Here is a 20,398-nt window from a genome sequence, read left to right on the forward strand (position 1 = left end):
AAAAAGCCGTTCGAGAAATAAATCGAACGGCTTTTTGTTTACTCTGCGCCCGCAAGCCAGGCGATAATTCGCTTGTTGATTCCTTCTTCCGACTCGTCGGGCAGTAAATCCTCACACGCCACCATATCGAACAGCTTTTCGAGCGGCTCACGCGGGTCTTCCTTTTTCATTTTTTTATCCTTTAGCAGTTCCCAGTTAAGCAAAACATAATCGCGGCGGTCAATATCCTGCTTCTTGAAATAAGACGTCAGCAGCTCTACATCGCCAAGAAAGTTTTGCGAGAACCGTTCTTCAAGGCCATGGCGCAGCAGGGCAATCTCAACCTCGTACATCGGGGATTGATCGGTTTTGTTTTTTCCAACCCATGGTGTTTCAAGGATTACCGGTTTACCTTTCGCCGCCTCATGGTGAACGATGTAATCGATCGCTTTAAAACCAATCATGCCGGAGCCGATAGGGGTGTGGCGATCCTTCGCGTCCCCTCTGAAGTTTTTGCTGTCATTTATATGGAATACAGCCAGCCGATCCAGTCCAATGATTTTGTCGAATTGTTCCATGACACCGTCGAAGTCATTGACAACATCATACCCGGCGTCGTGTGTATGGCAGGTGTCAAAGCAAACGGTCAGTTTGTCATTGAGCTTTACTTTGTCGATAATAGCGGCTAATTCTTCAAAGCGGCGCCCGATTTCCGTACCTTTGCCCGCCATCGTTTCCAAAGCGATGTTTGTGGTTTGTCCTTCATGAAGCACCTCGTTGAGCCCCTCGGCGATTCGCTCAATTCCATATTCGGCATCCTTATCTGTATAAGCGCCCGGATGGAGGACAATATTTTTAACCCCTATGTATTCGGCCCGTTTAATTTCTTCCCGTAAAAATGTCACCGCTAACTCGAACGTATTGGATTTATAGGAACCCAGATTGATAATGTAAGGGGCGTGGACGACAATGTCGTCAATCCCGTGTTTTCTCATGATTTCAAGGCCTTCTTCAACAAAATGCTCTTCCATCGGCTTGCGCCTCGTATTTTGTGGAGCTCCGGTGTAGACCATAAAGGAAGTAGAGCCGTAGCTTGCGGCTTCCTGTACTGCATTTAGCAATCCCTGTTTCGAAAAAGATACGTGTGACCCGATTTTTAGCATGTAATTTCACTCCTTATCGCTTTATTCTAACAGAAAATGCGTTTCCTTTGCAGCAATGCACTGGAATAAACAAATACTTATCTATATACTTGGAATTATAAAAGCAGCAAAAGGATGGAGTGAGCAGGTTGAAAGGAAAAGTAGTAAATCATATTCACGAACTCATCGGCGAGACACCCATCGTTCGTATTCGCAGATTAACCGGTCCGAATGATGCCGACGTATATGTAAAGCTTGAGAAGTTTAATCCAAGCGGGAGTGTAAAAGATCGTGCCGCCTATTATATGATGGCGAAAGCAGAGGAAGAGGGTGCTCTGCGAGAAGGCGCGACGATTATTGAACCGACGAGTGGAAACACCGGTATTGGATTGGCGATGAATGCGGCTGCGAAAGGGTATCGCTGCATTCTGGTTATGCCCGATAATATGACGAAGGAAAGGATCCGCATTCTGCAGGCGTACGGAGCCGAGGTTGTGCTGACACCGGCAGAAGAGAAAATGCCTGGCTCGATCCGGAAAGCCCGGGAGCTGGCTGAGAAAATCCCTGGAAGCTTTATCCCGATGCAGTTTGAAAACGGCGCAAATCCGGAGATTCACCGCAAAACCACTGCCCCCGAGATCTTAGAACAAATGGATCGCCGTCTCGATGTTTTTGTCTCTACAGCGGGAACGGGCGGAACCATTACCGGGACAGGGGAAGCGTTAAAAGAGCAGCTTCCTGATCTGCGCATCGTGGTCGTCGAACCTAAGGGTTCACCGGTACTGTCTGGAGGGAAACCGGGTCCTCATAAACTTGTGGGAACAAGCCCCGGTTTTATCCCTTCCATCCTTAATCAGAATGTATACGATGAGATTATGCAGTGCGAAGACGACGACGCCCTGCATACGATGCGGAATCTGGCCGCAAAAGAAGGCATTCTTGTCGGACCGTCAGCGGGAGGTGCCGTATATGCAGCGCTTCAACAAGCCAAGAAGCAGGGAAAAGGCAAACGGATCCTTGCCATTGCTGCCGATTCCGGGGAAAGGTATTTAAGCATGGATATTTTCAATCCTTAAAATTTAAAAAACCTAAAAAGCAAAGGTAAGCAAACATATTAATCCTACTTAATATGTTTGCTTACCTTTGCTTTTTTAGAATATGAAATTACACAAATGAACAACTTAAGAAAAGCTAAATGATATTAAGGAGGGATACTATGACACCCGAACAGAGTAGTTACTTACAAAAAATATATAGAATGCAAGAAGATCTTACAAGGGCATCGACTGACTACTGGCGGAAATATTCCAATATGGGAACCTGGCAATTCTGGGTAAGTTTAGCTATGCTTATCCTGCCTTTAGTTATCCTGTATTTTTTGCTCGACAGGAAAAAGGCGTTTCGTATCGGTTTTTTTGGCTTGAATGTTCATGTTTGGTTTACTCATATCGATAATATAGGGATAAGACTTGCATTATGGAGCTATCCACATCATGCCATTCCCTTAACGCCTACAAGCTTTGGTTTAGATGCCGCTTTAGTCCCCGTCGTTTATATGCTGGTTTATCAATGGACAATTAACCATGATAAAAACCCCTACATATATTTAACAGGCTTAGCGTCGTTTTTGCCTTCCTATTCAAACCACTGTTATCCGCCGCCGGATTATTCGATTTGAATAGGGGAATGAATTATTTTTATCTATTTCTTGGATACATGGTTATTATGTTGTTATCTCTTTGGATCACAAAGTTTTTTCTTTATCTCCAGAAAGAACAGGGAACACCCCCTAAAGGTGAGCTTAGTCTGTGGAAAACGATTGGCAATAAAGAAAAAGCAAAATAACCCCGGCCATTATCAGCCGGGTTCTTCCGTATAAGCAAACTTGATAACTAAATGATCCAATCGCTCCAGTTTGCAGATTTCCCTTCCATTCGCTCCAGCCAGCTGCCGGTTACGGCAAGCAGCTCCTCTGTAGCATCAAATGTAGAGAAGGTATGATCAGCTCCGTTAATGACATGCTTCTCGCATGTTCCTGTCACCCGGTGGCGAAGCACCCGCTCATATAAATAGCAATAATCTACGGGAATGACTTCGTCTCCTGACCCGTGGACAATAAGCACATCCCGCAAAAACCGGTGTCCCGGGGTGAGAGGATGGTGTTTCGTTAAAGAAGTGAAAAATCGCTCGGTCAGTAAATACCCTAAGTAATCGATCGCTCCACGCTCGTGAATTCTCTCATACGTTTCCTGTCCGACAACCCGCACAATATCGCTAAAAGGGTGCGCAACAGGTGACCATAAAACAAGCGACGTCACGCGCGTATCCTTCTCCGCGGTCAGAAGAGCGACAGCACCGCCGAGGCTGTGCCCAAGCAAATAGACGCGCGACTTGTCCACACAATCAATTCCGAGTGCGTAATCAAGCACATACCGGGTTTGCTCGATTAAAATGTCAAGTCCTCCGTCGCCATACGCTCCTGAGCTTTCCCCGCAGCCGCCGTAGTCAAACCGGATCGCGAGACAGCCCTTGGAAGCTAAATCACGCGCCGCCTTCACAAAAAGCCGGTTAGCACCGATTCGGCTGCCGGTAAATCCATGGCAGACAATGACAAGCGGCCAGTTTTTATTTTTCAATTTCTCTTTCCCGCATGTTGGATAATGGAGTGTGGCGGCAAGCTTTACCGTATCGCATTCAATCGTGACAACCCGTTCCATGAAAATCCTCCTAAAGTCAAAATCTCCAGTCCGGTAAGAAACAAAAAGGCTGTTTATATTTTCAGATTTATTATCCGAAGTATACTGCAAGCGAAAACCTTCGTCAATGTTTATATTGATAATTCTTATATAAATAATCGGATTTGTTTTGACAGAAACAAAAACGAAGGATAGAACTGCTGTCTGTTCCACTTTTTCTCAAGATGTATTATTATTATTAATAAATACATACAATTTTCATAACACGCCAAACAACGATTGTATACAGACCATCATCAAAGTGTTATTTTGCCGATATCACGGAGGGACAGCGATGCAAAAATACATTGAAGGAAAGCTTACATTTGTTGAAGGAAAAGGGGTGCTTATCGTTGAAGACGGCAGCACCATTCCGCTCGCCGAAGGCATACTCATCCAGGTCATGGACGAATTATACGGGTGGACAGACGGATTCTTCCAGAACGGCAAGGGGTTTCTCCATAGCAGGGGCACCGATGAACTGCAGCCCGGAGATCGAATTCGAATGAAGAAAGAGGCATTTATTTCATAATATAATGATTGGCGGAAAAGATATTGTTCGTCTTTTCCTCTTTTTTTTCTAAAAAAGAGGAAAAAATGAAGAAAAAATGAATTTTTTGCCCTGTTTTTTTTAAATTTCGATAACATCCCTTTTCATTTAAATCGATTAGGTGTAGGATAGATACAACGTTTTTATATATGACAAGGAGTGAGAGGAAAATGTTGAAACAGGTACAGCGTGCATACAATTTTAATGCGGGTCCGTCTGCTTTGCCGCTATCCGTTCTGGAAAAGGCGCAACAGGAATTGCTCGATTTTGAAGGAACAGGCATGTCGATTATGGAAATGAGCCATCGCAGCGCTGTATATGAGAAAGTACACAACGAGGCGATTGCGAATCTTAAGGCACTTCTTTCCGTACCGGACGAGTACCATGTTCTTTTCCTGCAGGGAGGGGCGAGCACCCAGTTCAGCATGATTCCGATGAATTTTCTTACACCGGAACGAAAAGCAGGGTACGTGATGACAGGGTCCTGGTCTGAAAAAGCACATAAAGAAGCGAAGCTGCTTGGCGGCGAGACGTATTTTGCCGCCAGCACAAAGGAAACGAACTACAATCGCATCCCGGCTCCAGGTGAAATCTCAATTCAGGAAAACACAGCGTTCCTTCACGTTACTTCGAACAATACGATTTTCGGAACACAGTGGTTTGATTTTCCGGACACAGGGGATATTCCGCTCATCGCCGACATGTCGAGCGACATTCTGTCCCATTCCATTGACGCCAGCAAGTTTGCGCTCATTTACGCGGGCGCCCAGAAAAATCTCGGGCCTTCCGGTGTAACGGTAGCCATCCTCCGTCCCGATATGCTGGAGCGTGTGAATGAGAACGTACCGACGATGCTTCGCTATGATACACACATAAAAAATAATTCCCTCTACAATACGCCTCCAACGTTCGGCATTTATATGCTGGGGTTAGTACTGAAGTGGGCAAAAGAACAGGGCGGCCTGGCAGCGCTTGAAAAGCACAACAAAGAGAAGGCAGCACTTATATATAACACAATTGATGAAAGCAATGGATTCTATAAAGGCCATGCTGAGAAGGACAGCCGCTCCTTAATGAATATTACGTTCCGTCTATCATCTGAGGAGTTAGAGAAGAAATTTCTCGCCGAAGCGAAGGATGCGGGCTTTGTTGGACTGAACGGCCACCGTTCTGTAGGAGGCTGCAGAGCTTCCGCTTATAACGCAGTACCGTATGAGAGCTGCAAAGCTTTACAGGAATTTATGCAATCTTTCCAAAAACATAACGGCTAAGAAAAACATCGCGGGCACTCTAAAGAAAAGGAAGGCGCACATTAAGCTGCCTTCCTTTTTGACTATACAGACGTATTTTTTAAATACTCGGAAACATCTGTCCAATCTTCTTCGTATAATAGGGAGTACAAACCGAACAGGAGGGGAATGAAATGAGCCCTGCACAGCAAAGCCATGGATTGACCCGTATGCGCTCCATGCTCTCCTCTTTGTCAGCGAAGGAGAAGGTGGCAGCGGAGTACATTATGGCCAATCCGGAAGAAGTCATCCATTCATCCATTTCTGAACTGGCAGATAAAAGCGGGGTCGCCGAAGCAACAATATTCCGCCTCTGCAAACGGCTCGGCTTTAAAGGCTACCAGGCCTTTAAAATCGTCCTGGCAAGCGATGTGGTGAAACCGATGGAGAACATACATGAAGAGATTTCAGAATGCGATACGATGATGGACATTACAAAAAAATCTTCTCAAGCAGCATTGAAGCGCTGAAGGATACACTCTCCCTCCTGGACAATGAGCAGCTGGAGAAATCGGTTGCCTGTCTATCGAAAGCAAAAAAGATTGATTTCTACGGTTCTGGCGGTTCTGGCGTCATCGCACAGGATGCTTACCATAAATTTATCCGCACCGGTATTCCGACTACGGCACATACGGACGGGCATTTGCAAATCATGTCCGCTGCCCTTCTTGACGCTTCCTGTGTTGCGGTTGGCATTTCACACAGTGGAAGCAATATTGATGTGATTAACGCCATTCAGACTGCGCGTGAACGCGGAGCAAAAACGATCGGGATAAGCAGCACGATGAAGTCTCCGTTAAACCGGGCCGTCGATATGGCAATAGGCATAACCTCGCGTGAAACCCTGTTCCGTTCGGAAGCGATGGCATCAAGGCTTGTCCAGTTAACGGTCGTGGACGCACTCTACGTTGGTGTCTCACTGAGAAGACAGGCAGAAACACTCGATAACCTGCAGAAAATTCGAGAGTCGATTGCGATAAAACGGTATTAAAAAACGTTTGCTTAAGACAACCGTCTTGAGGCAAACGTTTTTTTTCACCGGATAAGGGGAAATATACCAGATAGGCAGAGAATGACATGAAATTTTTTTTCTACATATTGACTTATAAAAGAAAACAAATTTACTATAGTAAAAAGGCATTATCACATCAAGCGGTTACATAAAGGAGGGGCAGAGCCATGAAGGCCACGGAGTCGTATATGATAGGTGTGGATATCGGTACGACAAGCACAAAAGCGGTCCTTTACACTGAAAAAGGAAACGTGGTTGCAAAGCACGGCGTAGAATACCCGCTGTTCACTCCGACGCCGTCAACAGCGGAACAGAATCCGGAAGAAATCTTCCAGGCAGTCCTTGCAACCATCCGCAAAATCGCTCGAAACAGCGGGGCAGATCCTTCAAAAATTTCGTGCGTTTCTTTTAGTTCGGCCATGCATAGTGTCATCGCTGTGGATGCAGGGGGAAAGCCGCTAACACAATGCATAACGTGGGCGGATAATCGAAGCATTGGCTGGACAGAGAAAATTAAAAACGAGATGAATGGCCATGAGATATATTTGCGTACAGGCACCCCGCTTCACCCGATGGCGCCGCTTTCCAAGCTCGTCTGGCTAAAAAATGAGCATGCGGATATTTTTAGCCGAACTGCAAAATTTATATCTATCAAAGAATATGTATTTTTTAAGCTTTTCAATCAATACATTATCGATTATTCAATCGCTTCAGCAACCGGGCTGTTTCACCTGGAGAACCTGGACTGGGATGAAGAGGCGCTGCGTGTTGCCGGCGTTACTCCGGCCCATTTATCTACACCCGTACCGACAACGCACTCCCTGAAACTGGAGAAGGAAGGGGCGGATGAACTGGGACTGGCGGCGGGAACCGCGTTTGTTGTGGGGGCGAGTGACGGTGTCCTCTCCAATCTCGGTGTGAATGCGATTGAACCTGGCGTTGTTGCGGTTACGATTGGAACAAGCGGAGCCATCCGCACCGTTTTCCCACGGCCGGTTACCGATCCGAAGGGGCGAATCTTCTGTTACGCCCTTACGGAAAACCACTGGGTCATCGGCGGCCCGGTCAACAATGGAGGGATGGTATTCCGCTGGGTACGGGACGAAATTGCCGCCTCAGAAATCGAAACAGCCAAACGCTTAGGAATCGATCCATACGATGTGCTCACACGCATTGCAGAAAGAGTAACTCCCGGCGCAGATGGCCTCCTTTTCCACCCTTATCTTGCGGGGGAACGGGCGCCGCTGTGGAATGCAAATGCGCGCGGATCGTTCTTCGGACTCGCCATGCATCATAAGAAAGAGCACATGATTCGCGCGGTTCTGGAAGGCGTTATTTTCAACCTGTACAGCGTGCTTCTCGCACTGGAGGAACTCATCGGCGTTCCAAAACAGGTACAGGCAACAGGAGGGTTTGCCCGTTCCGCCCTCTGGCGGCAGATGATGGCCGATATTTTCAACCAGCATGTTACGGTGCCTGAGAGCTATGAAAGCTCCTGCCTGGGAGCGGCTGTACTCGGCCTGTATGCGGTAGGGCGGACCTCCTCGCTCAGCATCGTAGCCGATATGGTGGGCGCCACGCATGAGCATCACCCTTTACCGGCTAACGTTGAGATCTACAACGAGCTCATGCCGATTTATATCAATCTTTCACGAAAACTTACAGATGAGTACGAACAAATCGCCTCGTTCCAGAAAAAAATGCTGGGATAACGTAGACAGGGGAAAGCCAAGTACTAATTTATAAAGGAGTGTAATGAAATGAAAGTAGGATTAGTCGGTTTAGGAAAAATGGGGTATAATCTCGCTTTAAACATGCTCGATAAAAAACATGAGGTCGTCGCTTATGACACGCAGGCTGAACAGGTGAAAAAAATCAGCGCAGAAGGGGCAGCCGGAGTGGATACACTCTCCGCGCTCGTCAGCGAAATGCAGACGCCAAGAGTCATCATCATGCTGGTGCCTGCCGGCTCGATTGTAGAAGGGGTTATTAATGAACTGGCCCCGCAGCTAGAACAGGGTGATATTCTTATTGATGCAGGCAATTCGATGTATAAGGACACGCTGCGCCGTTATGCGCAATTGAAAGAAAAAGGCATCCACTATGTGGATTGTGGAACAAGCGGTGGAACCGAGGGAGCCCGCCATGGCGTGTGTACGATGGTAGGGGGGGACGAGGAAGCTTTAAACCACATCTCGCCCCTGTTTGAAAGCATCTCGATCCCGAATGGGTTTCTGAAATCAGGAAAGGCCGGCAGCGGACACTTCCTCAAGATGGTGCACAACGGAATCGAGTACGGAATGATGCAGGCGATTGGCGAAGGATTTGAAATCCTTGAGAAAAGCGAATTCGACTACAACTACGAAGCTGTTGCGAAAGTATGGAACAATGGTTCCGTTATTCGCAGCTGGCTCATGGAACTTATGGAAAACGCCTTTTCCAAGCAGCCAAAGCTGGAGGACATTCGCGGAGTGATGAATTCGTCGGGTGAAGGCATTTGGACGATCGAAGCCGCGCTGGAACTGCAGGCGAGCGCTCCGGTTATCGCCATGTCCCAGTTTATGCGCTTCCGCTCTCTAGAGGATGATACGTTCCATGGAAAAGTAGTAGCCGCCCTGCGCAACGAATTTGGCGGGCACGCGGTTGTAAAAAAATAAAACATTATACCATGACAAAAACCTGCGATTGGATTAAAGTTAATCTAAGACAGGTTTTTTTCGTAGATAAGAAAGTATAACTTTCTTATCTACATAAGGGCAACTAAGGCGATCGCCAGTGCCTGCGGCTTGGCGCTAGCCAAGTTTTCTTTATACAGAGAGTGCAGAGGTGAATCCGGTTGAATGCGTATGTAAATGAAAAGGATGGAGTGTTTCCGTCCGTCTGCTCGCTTGATTGTCCGGACATGTGCAGTCTGCTTGTCCACAAAAAAGACGGAAAAATAGTAAAAATAGAGGGCGACCCGACCCACCCGGTCACACAGGGCGCTATATGCAACAAAGTGCGGAACATGCCGGCAAGGATTTACGATCCGGCTCGCCTGCAATATCCAATGAAAAGGGTGGGCGCCAAAGGAGAAGGTAAATTTGCACGGATTAGCTGGGAAGAAGCGATCGAGACGATTGCTTCTAACTGGCGCCGTCTCATTGATTCGCACGGGGCAGAAAGCATCCTGCCCTACAGTTTCTATGGAAACATGGGCAGCCTGAACGCGGAAGGGATGGATCGGCGATTCTTCCACCGCCTCGGTGCTACAAGGCTGGACAGGACGATATGCCAGGCGGCCGGGACGGTTGGATACGGCTATACGATGGGCGGAAGCTTTGGAATCAATCCGGAGGAAACCGTTGAGTCTAAGCTGCTTATTTTCTGGGGCTGCAACGCGGTAAGCACGAATATGCACCAGGTCATGCTGGCGGAGAAAGCACGGAAAAACGGGGCAAAAGTCATCGTAATTGATGTCCATAAAAACCAGACAGGCCGCTGGGCGGACTGGTTTATCCCTGTCCTTCCGGGCACCGATGCCGCACTGGCCCTTGGTATCATGCATATACTGTTTGCCGAAAAGCTTGTGGATGAAGCGTTCCTTCGGGAGAATACAGTAGGGTATGAGGAGCTGCGCAGCCATGTTCAGTCCTATGACCCCGCAACTGTTTCAGACGTTACAAAAGTTCCTGTAGAAGATATTTATAAGCTGGCCCGCATGTACGGCACAACCTCACCCGCCTTTATCCGGATCGGCAACGGGCCGCAGCACCATGATAACGGCGGCATGTTTATCCGGGCCGTTTCCTGTTTGCCCGCTCTCACCGGCCAGTGGGGTGTTAAAGGAGGAGGTGCCATTAAAGGGAATAGCGGCTATGCGGCAATGAATTCTTATGCCCTCGAAAGGCCTGACCTTCAGCCACAGCGGACACGGCGTGTGAATATGAACCAACTGGGCGAGGCGCTGCTTGAGTTAGACCCCCCGGTTTATTCCCTCTTTGTGTACAATTGCAACCCGGCCGTCGTAGCGCCGGAAGGAGAGAAAGTGCGGCAAGGGCTTGCCCGGGAGGATTTATTTACGGTTGTGCACGATTTATTCCTTACGGAAACGGCGAAGTATGCGGATATTGTGCTGCCCGCTTCGTCTTCGTTTGAAAATCTGGATTTATATACATCATACTGGCATTTCTATATGCAGCTGCAGCAGCCTGTCATTGAACGATATGGAGAAAGTAAGTCAAATACCGAAGTATTCCGCCTGCTGGCGAGCGCGATGGGGTTTGATGAAGCGCCGCTGCGGGACTCGGATGAAGAGATGATTCGCCAATTGCTGAATTATCCGCAAAACCCTTTTATTAAAGGAATTGACTTTGAAACCCTGGTTGAGAACCAGTTTGTACGAATCCAGGGTGACAGCCGCGCGTTCTTCGCCGGTTCGCTGCCGACGCCAAGCGGAAAAATCGAGCTTTATTCGAAACAAATGGAGAAGGCGGGCTATTCGCCGCTTCCGGTTTATGTCCCGATAAAAGAGAAGGAGACGTATCCACTGCTATTTGTTTCGGCTCCCAACCATAACTTTTTAAACTCAACGTTTTCGAATAATGAAAAGCATGCTGCACTTGAAAAGCTCCCGCGCATCTATATGCATCCTGATGACGCCAATGCCCGTGGTGTTGTGCACGGAGAGAAGGTACGTGTGTACAACGACAGAGGAGAGTGCGAGTTAACGGTGTTTGTCGGTGATAATGTGCTTCCAGGTGTTACAGTGACGCAGGGGTTGTGGTCTAACACAACGGGAACGAAACAGCTTGTGAATAGTCTAACCCCGAGCCGTCTTTCTGATATGGGAGGAGGCGCTACGTTCTTTTCCGCAAGGGTTGAGGTGGAAAGGCTGGCGTGAATAAACATTGATTTTGGAGTGCTTTAAGCCCTTACTTAGTAGGGGCTTTTTCTGTGATGATGGATATATCTTTTATCCATATTCTTCTTTTTAACTTTAATTTAGTCTTTTAGGATATAATTTAAGTATTAAAAAAGTGGGAGCGTGGAAACATTGAATTTCATTTCAAATAGTTCTTATTTAGGTGTTTCTAACCACCTGATCGAAAAGGCAGAATCGCTGGCTATTGAAATAGTTCAAGATATTATTAACAAACTGGAACAGGAATTCCCTAAAGAAGAAGTAGACCAGGGAATTGTTATCTATACTGAATTTATGACGTTCTTAGGAGAATCTCTTACTTTCAATGAAGAAGAAATACCGGAAGATCTTATCTCATGGAGCAAAAGGGTGGGAGAACATGAAGCTTCTTTAAGGGGAAGAATTTCAGATGTGGTTGTTCTTTATCCCACTATTCGAGTTATCTTTGTCGAACATATTACAAAAATAAGCCTGGAATACGGACTTTCTGCAGAGGAAGTCGCTTTTGTTCTCAAACGGATTGGCTATATATTGGATATAAGTATTAATGAAACTATCTTGGCATTTGAACGCCTTAAAGATAAAATGATCAAAGAAACACAGGAAGAAGTGAATATACTATCAGCACCTATTGTACCTCTTCAAGATGGACTTGCTGTCCTTCCCTTAATCGGTTCGATTGATACGAACAGAGCGAAATATCTGTTGGAAAACACTGTCCCAAGAATTGCAGAGTTAAAGGTTAAATCCATAATCATTGATTTTTCCGGCATCCTAGTTATTGATACAGCAGTTGCAAATCATATTTTTAAAATTCACGATGTTCTTCGCTTGTTGGGAATCGATACAATTGCAACAGGTATCAGACCTGAATTAGCTCAAACTGTTGTTAAAAGCGGAATGGATTTTTCATCCATTAAAACCTATGCAAATGTTCAGCAAGCACTAGAAGACATGAAGTGAAATTAAGATAATAAAAATGGTTAAAATAGAAATCACTATTCTACTGCAGAATAGTGATTTTTTATGTGTGCGCCCGGCATGGGCATTATCTATAGGGTTGAAGTCCCGAATAGTGAAGGCAGTAGTAGCTATTAGCTTAAGGCAAGGGTGTCGACCGTGAGGTCGAATCTGAAGGAAGCCGGCGGCAAACCTCCGGTCTGAGGAACACGAACCTCATAGAAGGCTAGCATTCGTTGGGTGAGTCTGCACAACAAGATAAAGCCCTTACTGCCAAAGGCGAATGAAAGTAAATGAGGCAGATAGGTGGAGGGGAAGATAATGCTCTTACCCGGGGAGGTCTGTCTGGCACGCCGAGTACACTTGGTAACCTTATCCGTGAGGATAAGTTGAACAGACAGAAGTCAGCAGAAGCCATAGTACATGGGATGTGACGACAACCCATGGAAGGGCTGAACATTATGGAGAATGAAAGACAAGGCGTTCGAAGACACGCGATGAAGGCAGACAATCCAATGGGACTTATCTGAAGGAGGACGTGGTGAATCCACCGGGAACTTCAGAAGGGCGGAGTGTGCCTTCGGCACAAATTGACCCTTTCATTCACGCAAGGAGCATACGTTATGATAGAACAATTGCTGTCACGGGATAATCTTTTACTTGCCTTAAAGCGAGTGGAACGGAATAAAGGAAGCCATGGCGTGGACGGTATGTCCGTAAAATTCCTACGAGAACATATTAAGGAACACTGGCATGACATCCGCCGCTCTATTGAGATGGGCACCTATCAGCCCAGCCCAGTCCGTCGGGTCGAAATCCCGAAACCGAACGGTGGAGTGAGGCTGTTAGGTATCCCTACCGTGACCGACCGATTCATTCAACAGGCAATCGCACAAGTATTGAACCCTCTGTTTGACCCTGGTTTTTCGGAACATAGTTATGGCTTTCGCCCTTCCAGGCGGGGACATGACGCTGTGCGGAAAGCAAAGCATTATATCCAGCAGGGATACCGATGGGTCGTTGATATGGACCTTGAGAAGTTTAGCGATATTAATTTAGAGTGAACCTTGCCCATTTAAGTTAAATAACGATTATTATCTATGTTTTTCTAGTTAAATCGCAGTATTTCAGAATTTTTTATTGCGTACCCGTTCGGGCACCGTAAGGTGCTTGAAAACAAGTGACTGGTTTACCGGATAAGCCTATGACAGTACGCATTTTACGCATCGGATGGCGTTGAGAAAGTTGTTTTAAGTCTTTAATGGTGATGTGTAGATAAATTTGAGTCGTATTTAGGCTCTTATGGCCTAATAATTTTTGAATGGCCACTAAATGAGCGCCTTCTTGCAAAAGGTGAGTAGCGCATGTGTGTCGCAATTTATGGGGAGTGACTTTCTTATCGATACCAGCTCTTGCCGCATATTTCTTAACCATAAACTGAATAGCTCGAGAAGTTAGCGCACCTCCCTTTTTGCTGACAAAGAGCTCAGAAATCGTGCTAGTTCTCGAAGTGAGGTATTCCTTAATGACGTCTTCAACGATTGAGTCCAGTGGTACATATCGCTCCCGTCCCCCCTTTCCTTGAATAAGGATTCGTTTCTCTTCCCAATGGACATTACGTAGCTGGAGGGAGCAGATTTCACTTACTCGTAGTCCAACTGAGTAGATCAAAGTAAGGATTGCCCGGTCACGGCGGCCTAAAATAGTTGTGGTGTCTGGTTGGGTGAGTATCTGTTGAATTTCTTTGTTTTCTAAGACGACTGGAAGTCGTTCCGGTGTATCGAGAAGTTTCGGCCATTTTTTTCGTTCATCTTGTTTAGGACTTATTATCTCCATAAGAATGAGATAGTCGATAAATGCCGAAAGTGTGGCCAATTTACGTTGCACAGCAGAAGAACCATTCTTACGGTCAACACGAAGGTAGCGGATATAATCCACAACCATTTTAGCTTTGGAGGGATTGTCCATTTGTGGGTAGTCATTCATACAAAAGGCTTGCCAAACTTTCATATCGATGGCGTAGGCATCGGCGGTTTTAGGACGACAACCTCGAACAAATTGAGTATAGTCGAGAAATTCTCTAAGGATGGCTTCATTATTCATGCTTTTTCTCTCCTGACACGGGTGGAATATTTCTACGAAGCAGGCTAACGGCTTTTTTTATATCCTCGAAATCGGCGTGAGCATAAGGGGTGGTTTCTTTTAACGTCTTATGTCCAAGTGCTTTAGCTATAACTTCTACTCTTCCACCTCGTTGGATAAGATGAGCCGTGAAAGTATGACGAATGGTATGAGGGCTAACAGGTTTTTCAATATGAGCAGCTTCGGAATATTTTCGTATACGCCTTGTTATGGTCCATGGTTTAATACGAGTTCCTTTTTGATTCAATAGGAAGGGGCCAGATTTGGCTTTGCGATAGAGCCCAATATACTGTTTTAAGTCGTTAATAGCGGCTTTAGGAATAGCTATTTGACGATCACGCGATTTTCCTTCTCGTACATGAATCCAGCCTTCTTTTAGGTCCACATCTTCGATGTTTAAAGCACTCAGTTCTCCGACACGGAGCCCTGTTGCATAGAGTACCAAAAGAGTAATAAAGTCCATAAAACCTTCGCTAGTTGAGCGATCAGGTGCAGAAAGTATACGTTGCATTTCTTCTTCTGTTAAATAGCTTTGTTCTTTTGACTGTTTGGGTACCATTTTAAGGACCTCCATCGGATTATCAGTTCTCCAGCCACGGTCTATGGCGTAAGCCATAAACGAGCGAAGGTGGGATAGATTTTTGTCTATCGTACATGGAGAGATTCCGGCTTGTCTACGAGCACTCAGCCAGCGAATGATGTCTGTGCCACATAAGACCTTAATGCCCTTCTCTAGACAATGAGGACAGCCTACGGCAAGTCGAATAAGACTGAAACGAAATTCCTTTAACGTAGCATTTGAATATTTGTTCATATCTTCTGCAATCCGAAGAAATTCTTGAATTTGTTCGGCTAATTTCCCTGTAAGTGGTTCGGCTACGGGAGTCATCGTATATTTTCGACGTAAGGGTTTATTTTGGCTGGATACGTTAACGATTTCCAACTTGGGTTTTGATGGACAAGACATCTCGTTGATAGGGTGTGACTCAAGTGTTGCAGCTATCTCTGGGTTTTGAATCCGAGTATAATGAAGGGTTGTTGTAAGTCGCTTATGGCCTAACCAATCTTTTATCTGTACGATATTGCCTCCTTGTTGATAGAGATGAGTAGCGCATGTGTGACGAAGTTGATGGGGGCGAAGGGGTTTTCCCCACATCTCATGATACTTCCTAAAGGTAACACCTATTAAGTTATTGTCCATCGCTTCTTTCCGCCAGGTTAAGAATAAGGGCGAGTTAGGTTCAAGATCATTACGCGTAGCTAAATAAATCTGAAGTAATTCTAATATCTCATTAACAACAGGAACTCGCCGTTCTTTTCGCCCTTTTCCTTCTTGAATGATGAGAACTTGTTCTTCCCATAGAACATCTCTGATCTGTAAGTTTGCTGCTTCTCCAGCTCGAATGCCGGAGGCATACAAAAGAGCAAATAAGGCTAGATTACGCTTTCGGATAGGGTCGAATTGACGTCGGCTTAAACAACTGTCGATTTGCCTTTTTAATTCCTTAAGGCAATCTTGAATCTCTTCTAATGAAGCGATTTCAGGTAAGGATTGATAAGGATCTAGATTCGTATACCTTAGATGACGAGCAGGATTTTCTGAACGTATTTCTTGTTGCACTAAGTAAGTGAAGAAAGAACGAATCTGACCAATGATTAAATTTTGATATCCATGAGATTTGCCTTCTGTGCGTTCAATACAGTAGTTTTCCAAGTGAATGAGATCAACATTTTGAAAATCGATGGATAAGTTCTCTAGATATTGGACTAGCTTTTTAAGTTCCCGCCAAGTAGCTTTCACCACTTTTGGCGTATATCCTCGAATAATGGTTTGATATTCTCGATAATCTTCAATGATAGATTCCATAAGATGTACACCTCTCCATAGTTAGTTTACAAGATCTTACGATCTTGTGTAGGGCTGATCCTATGGTTCTATCTTATATCGCTAAAGAGAAGTTCTTCGACAAAGTGAACCATGACCGCTTAATGAGGAAAGTAGCGGAGAAAGTAGAGGATAAAACCCTTCTCCTATTGATTCGTCGCTTTCTTCAATCGGGCGTCATGGTAAACGGAGTCGTTAGAGATTCAGAGGAAGGCACACCGCAAGGTGGCCCCTTAAGTCCACTTTTATCCAACATTGTGCTGGATGAACTGGATAAGGAATTGGAGAAGCGAGGACATAAATTTGTCCGCTATGCAGACGATTGTAATATTTACGTTCGTACCAGCAAAGCGGGGGAACGGGTAAAAGCATCGGTTACCACCTTTATTGAAGAAACGTTGAAATTGAAAGTGAATCAAGAAAAGAGTGCGGTAGACCGTCCGTGGAAACGAAAGTTTCTGGGCTTTAGCTTTACTTTTCATCTCAAACCGAAAGTCCGTATCGCTTCCCAATCGCTACAGCGGGTCAAACAGAAAATCCGTCAAATCACATCTCGGAAAAGGCCAGTTTTTCTTGGTGATAGAATCGAGGAACTGAATGAGTATTTGACAGGATGGCTGGGATACTTTGCGCTGGCAGATACGCCAAGTGTTTTCAAACAACTTGATGAATGGACTCGCAGACGGCTGCGAATGTGCTTATGGAAACAATGGAAACTTCCCCGAACAAAAGTAAAAAGGCTCATCGCTTTAGGCGTGCCTAAAGGAAAAGCCTACGAATGGGGAAATTCCCGCAAGGGATATTGGCGTATCTCGAAAAGCCCTGTCCTGCACAGACCCTTGAACAATCGATTCTTCGAATCGTATCAGCTTAAAAGTCTGGCAGAACGATATAACTCCTTACGGAGTACATAATGAACCGCCGTATACCGAACGGTACGTACGGTGGTGTGAGAGGTCGGGGGTTCATCACCCCCTCCTACTCGATTATAAGAGCAAAAAAAGAAGCCTTATCGCTTCTGTTGTTCTTTTGACCATTTTCCCTTAAAACTTTCGTTTGAACTTTCATGAAGCGATCGTATTTTCCCCTGCTTTATTGATAAATTTAATTCTTAAATGAGTATCAAGAATGTAAATACCGTTCCTAAAAACATAGACATTTGTGTACAATAAATGACATGCCTTCTTCAAATGAATAAATCCATTTGGACGCAGGACGAACAGTGCTTCCTGCGGATTGCGTCAAGGAATCACGCCTTGAATACAAAACCCACCATCCATACAAAAACGTCTTTCGACCTTTTTACATTTCAACGGACAGATCACAGCGTCACGAAAGTGATGAAGGATAGGGCTTAACAACCCCGCCCTGTATAAGCTGTTAGCTTCGCCAGATAAAACAGTAAATGATTTCGAAAAGATAGAGTACGTGGTCATGTTCATCCTTACAGGCGAACACAAAGCGTTGCTCTATCCGTTTTTTGTTTTTTAAATAAAATCAGCTTGAAGCAGTTGAATTTTTTCATTAAACGAAAGTTGTTTTTTTATACTTTTGGTAATGGATGCCCATTGGCTGTATCGTTTTTTGTTTTTGTTCCATGTCTTTGGCAAAGGAAGGACGGTAAAACCTTTCGGTTTTTCGATTTTCAAACCCAATCCACGGCGACCAATAACAAGAGCCGCAGACCCATGTGAGGAAAAACCGTATCGTTTCATAAATTTCATATGACCAATTTGCGATGTATAAGCAGGATTGACATGCCATGTGCCGATTCCTTCTTTTTTTGCCTTCGCAAGGAGTATGTCTTTAAATGCAGTGTACGCAAACCCCGAAAGCATCCGTCCGTATTTTTTGCTTTGCTCTCCTAACGATGCCTTCTTTTTGGCAAAGGATAGTTTTTCGTAAACAATATGCTTTCCTTTGTCCCTCGCATATTCTACAACCTGCTTGATTGCGTCCCCAAGGGACGCCTTTGCCTGTTCTTGTGATACATTGTACATACGAACAGGAATGAACCATTCTTTCAGTGGATTTCCGAATCGGTCAATATCTACCACGGATAAGAAACCCGCATTCAAATCAACGGCGATGACACCACCCAATTTCGAAGTGGCTGTCGAAGGGATTTCTTTTTCTGTGGTTGCTAGAATGTACCATCCTTTGTCCTTACGGACAAAGCGATACGAAATAGAACTTTTCACGTATTTTTTTGGGTTTCCCCCGCTTGTTTCTCCGATATAAATTTCACGTGCTTCGTCCAATTCTTTTTGTCCGTACGGAAACATTACATTTTCAAGCGTAAGATATTCTCCATATTCTTTTTCGAATTGATACGCCACACGCAACCGAAGGTTGTTTTCTTTATCATACGTACAAGATTGATTGCCATATGTCTCGTCTTTTGAACCAACGACAGTGAATTGTGAAGAACGAGCATGGTCCCAATCCCGTTTCCATTCTGCATGACTTTTCCAACCGTTGTCTTCTAGATGAAACTGCTTATGAAAAAGTTTTCTTGAACCAAAACAGAGGGAGGGAACGTTCCGTTCTTTTCTTTTTATATAATTAGCAAGCTTATGTTCTAAATTTCGAAGTTTTCGCTTTTTTTGGTGAATGAAATGTTTAATGTTCCGATATTTTTTAACTGTTTTTTCAAATTGTACATCTTTCATAGACAGCAATATGAGTTTTTTTATGTACTTTTGTTTTTTTGTTGTTCTTTTTTTCTCTATCGATTGTTGCACTTCTTTGATTTTTTAACTCTGTTATCTCTATGGCATATTCAAGCGATTCTTTCGTTGCCTTCACTTTCCCTTTAAGGTGCATCTGAATGGAATTGAACTGCCTTGCGGTGATTTGATATTTTGAAATAAATTTGCTTTTTGTCGATGTGAGCGAAGCGTTATGGACATACAATGCAACAAATAGTCTTCGTTCGACATGACCAAAAAACGCACCAAATACAGAGAAATAATCGTATAAAGAAGAAGACGTTCCGTCTTCATTTCGCACTACGATTTCATTCTTCACTTTCGTTTGGTACGTTTGCAACATCCTCTAACACTCCTTTCACTTTATCTTTTAATAATTGATTTTTATGACTTTGTAATCCATATAATTTTCCTGAAAAACTTGTGACAACGGCTAACAAATCCTCTGCCAGTTCTTGTTGTGTTGTTTTTTCCTCTGTTTGTTCGTGAAGTACATGAACGGAAACACCATGACTAGAAAAATAGGTTTCTAAATAATGAAAGCCAAAACGTGTTAATCTATCTTTGTACAAAACAAAAACATCCGTAATTTCTCCGTCTTTGGCGATTTTCATTAGCTTTTGAATTCCTTTTCGTTGATCGTTTAAGCCTGATCCTACATCTGTGATGCTAACAAGAGAAGTCGGATTTTCCGCTTTTGCTTTCTCCAACAAAATATGAACCTGACGATCCAAATCTCCTTTTTTCTTTTGTTCAGCAGACGAAACTCGTGCATAAACAGCGATGTGTTTTTCATTTTGAGATGATATTTCGCCCATTAACCGTTCAACTTCTGAAGCAGGAACTCTTCTTCTACCTCCAGGTGTTCGTATCATTTTTATTTTTCCAGCTACATCCCAACGTTGAAGTGTTTTCGTTGACACACCTAACATGTCACACGCTTTTGATAATGTATATAATCCTGAATTATTCATATAGCGAGACCGAAGGTCTCATGATCCTTGGTAACACGATATATTAGCAACATTTTTCACTTCACCTAATCGGGGAAACAACAAAAAGAGACCCATCTTTGGTATTGTTATAAGTA

At 44.6% G+C, this 20,398-nt stretch carries 15 protein-coding genes and 3 pseudogenes; 11 read left to right on the forward strand and 7 right to left on the reverse strand.

The window, feature by feature from the left end; translation table 11 throughout:
• Positions 1-38: 38 nt before the first annotated feature.
• Entirely contained in the window at positions 39-1,142 is a 1,104-nt protein-coding gene (locus tag MBEAL2_RS13730) for a deoxyribonuclease IV (RefSeq protein WP_047152861.1), read from the reverse strand.
• Between the two features lie 128 nt (positions 1,143-1,270).
• Here MBEAL2_RS13730 and cysK point away from each other — a divergent pair, with 128 nt between their 5' ends.
• Together cysK and MBEAL2_RS13740 are read left to right on the forward strand one after the other, a co-directional pair.
• A complete protein-coding gene (gene cysK, locus MBEAL2_RS13735) occupies positions 1,271-2,197 on the forward strand; it encodes a cysteine synthase A (protein ID WP_047152862.1) in 927 nt (308 codons plus the stop codon).
• Between the two features lie 140 nt (positions 2,198-2,337).
• Positions 2,338-2,799, forward strand: coding sequence for a CBO0543 family protein (locus MBEAL2_RS13740; RefSeq protein ID WP_201780820.1), 462 nt, complete (start codon positions 2,338-2,340; stop codon positions 2,797-2,799).
• A gap of 214 nt (positions 2,800-3,013) precedes the next feature.
• On the opposite strand, the gene MBEAL2_RS13745 is transcribed toward MBEAL2_RS13740, so the two are convergent.
• Positions 3,014-3,838, reverse strand: coding sequence for an alpha/beta hydrolase family protein (locus MBEAL2_RS13745; protein ID WP_047152863.1), 825 nt, complete (start codon positions 3,836-3,838; stop codon positions 3,014-3,016).
• A gap of 313 nt (positions 3,839-4,151) precedes the next feature.
• On the opposite strand from MBEAL2_RS13745, the gene MBEAL2_RS13750 reads away from it, so the two are divergent.
• From MBEAL2_RS13750 to MBEAL2_RS13785, 8 genes and pseudogenes are all read left to right on the forward strand, one after another.
• Positions 4,152-4,388: a hypothetical protein gene (locus MBEAL2_RS13750; protein ID WP_047152864.1), complete on the forward strand. Its 237-nt coding sequence runs from the start codon at positions 4,152-4,154 to the stop codon at positions 4,386-4,388.
• Between the two features lie 188 nt (positions 4,389-4,576).
• Complete coding sequence (serC, locus tag MBEAL2_RS13755; protein WP_047152865.1) at positions 4,577-5,677, forward strand: 3-phosphoserine/phosphohydroxythreonine transaminase; 1,101 nt, start codon at positions 4,577-4,579, stop codon at positions 5,675-5,677.
• A gap of 152 nt (positions 5,678-5,829) precedes the next feature.
• A pseudogene (locus MBEAL2_RS13760) lies at positions 5,830-6,686 on the forward strand (MurR/RpiR family transcriptional regulator).
• A gap of 209 nt (positions 6,687-6,895) precedes the next feature.
• Positions 6,896-8,419 carry a gluconokinase gene (gntK, locus tag MBEAL2_RS13765; protein ID WP_047152903.1) on the forward strand — a complete coding sequence of 508 codons (1,524 nt, stop codon included), beginning with the start codon at positions 6,896-6,898 and terminating at the stop codon, positions 8,417-8,419.
• Positions 8,420-8,467: 48 nt separating this feature from the next.
• Entirely contained in the window at positions 8,468-9,364 is an 897-nt protein-coding gene (gene gnd / locus MBEAL2_RS13770; RefSeq protein ID WP_047152866.1) for a phosphogluconate dehydrogenase (NAD(+)-dependent, decarboxylating), read from the forward strand.
• A 179-nt stretch (positions 9,365-9,543) separates the two neighbouring features.
• Positions 9,544-11,589 (forward strand): molybdopterin-containing oxidoreductase family protein, encoded by a 2,046-nt coding sequence (locus MBEAL2_RS13775; RefSeq protein WP_047152867.1) that lies wholly within the window; start codon positions 9,544-9,546, stop codon positions 11,587-11,589.
• A gap of 153 nt (positions 11,590-11,742) precedes the next feature.
• On the forward strand, positions 11,743-12,573 hold the full coding sequence (locus MBEAL2_RS13780; RefSeq protein WP_236692844.1) for an STAS domain-containing protein: 831 nt from the start codon (positions 11,743-11,745) through the stop codon (positions 12,571-12,573).
• 620 nt (positions 12,574-13,193) lie between these two features.
• Positions 13,194-13,619, forward strand: a pseudogene (locus MBEAL2_RS13785) (reverse transcriptase domain-containing protein); the annotation flags it as partial.
• Between the two features lie 88 nt (positions 13,620-13,707).
• Here MBEAL2_RS13785 and xerA read toward each other — a convergent pair.
• The gene (gene xerA, locus MBEAL2_RS13790) at positions 13,708-14,673 is read right to left on the reverse strand and encodes a site-specific tyrosine recombinase/integron integrase (RefSeq protein WP_052947715.1); all 966 of its coding nucleotides are present in this window, start codon (positions 14,671-14,673) and stop codon (positions 13,708-13,710) included.
• Positions 14,666-16,579: a tyrosine-type recombinase/integrase gene (locus tag MBEAL2_RS13795; RefSeq protein WP_047152868.1), complete on the reverse strand. Its 1,914-nt coding sequence runs from the start codon at positions 16,577-16,579 to the stop codon at positions 14,666-14,668. The genes xerA and MBEAL2_RS13795 overlap by 8 nt, the downstream gene beginning before the upstream one ends.
• Positions 16,580-16,665: 86 nt before the next feature.
• On the opposite strand from MBEAL2_RS13795, the pseudogene MBEAL2_RS13800 reads away from it, so the two are divergent.
• Positions 16,666-17,511, forward strand: a pseudogene (locus MBEAL2_RS13800) (reverse transcriptase domain-containing protein); the annotation flags it as partial.
• Between the two features lie 573 nt (positions 17,512-18,084).
• Here the strand turns inward: MBEAL2_RS13800 and MBEAL2_RS13805 are convergent.
• The 3 genes from MBEAL2_RS13805 to MBEAL2_RS13810 are packed head-to-tail and all read right to left on the reverse strand — an operon-like array spanning position 18,085 to position 20,282.
• The gene (locus tag MBEAL2_RS13805) at positions 18,085-19,269 is read right to left on the reverse strand and encodes an IS200/IS605 family accessory protein TnpB-related protein (protein WP_052947716.1); all 1,185 of its coding nucleotides are present in this window, start codon (positions 19,267-19,269) and stop codon (positions 18,085-18,087) included.
• Positions 19,250-19,651: a hypothetical protein gene (locus tag MBEAL2_RS29285; protein WP_052947717.1), complete on the reverse strand. Its 402-nt coding sequence runs from the start codon at positions 19,649-19,651 to the stop codon at positions 19,250-19,252. Before MBEAL2_RS29285 ends, MBEAL2_RS13805 begins: the two co-directional genes overlap by 20 nt.
• Positions 19,617-20,282, reverse strand: a complete 666-nt coding sequence (locus tag MBEAL2_RS13810) for an IS607 family transposase (protein ID WP_047152869.1) — start codon at positions 20,280-20,282, stop codon at positions 19,617-19,619. Before MBEAL2_RS13810 ends, MBEAL2_RS29285 begins: the two co-directional genes overlap by 35 nt.
• Positions 20,283-20,398: the final 116 nt, after the last annotated feature.

The sequence above is a fragment of the Aneurinibacillus tyrosinisolvens genome (assembly GCF_001015055.1).
Classification (GTDB): Bacteria; Bacillota; Bacilli; order Aneurinibacillales; family Aneurinibacillaceae; genus Aneurinibacillus_A; species Aneurinibacillus_A tyrosinisolvens.